The sequence below is a fragment of the Kosakonia quasisacchari genome (assembly GCF_004331415.1).
Classification (GTDB): Bacteria; Pseudomonadota; Gammaproteobacteria; order Enterobacterales; family Enterobacteriaceae; genus Kosakonia; species Kosakonia quasisacchari.
This window is the reverse complement of sequence record NZ_SJOP01000095.1, coordinates 1-291: the sequence shown is the minus strand read 5'-3', so window position 1 is coordinate 291 and position 291 is coordinate 1. Positions and strand designations below refer to the sequence as shown.

At 44.7% G+C, this 291-nt stretch carries 1 protein-coding gene; it reads left to right on the top strand.

The window, feature by feature from the left end; all coding sequences use genetic code 11:
- On the top strand, positions 1-291 hold a 291-nt coding region (gene tnpA / locus E0L21_RS24850), incomplete at both ends, for an IS200/IS605 family transposase (RefSeq protein ID WP_131413850.1).

Below are 291 nucleotides of genomic sequence, written 5' to 3'. Positions count from 1 at the left end.
ATTTTAAGAAAGCTGTGTGAGTGGAAAAACGTACGGATCCTGGAAGCTGAATGCTGCGCAGATCATATCCATATGCTTGTGGAAATCCCGCCCAAAATGAGCGTATCCGGCTTTATGGGATATCTGAAAGGGAAAAGCAGTCTGATGCTTTACGAGCAGTTTGGGGATTTGAAATTCAAATACAGGAACAGGGAGTTCTGGTGTCGGGGATACTACGTCAATACGGTGGGTAAGAACACGGCGAAGATACAGGATTACATAAAGCACCAGCTTGAAGAGGATAAAATGGGT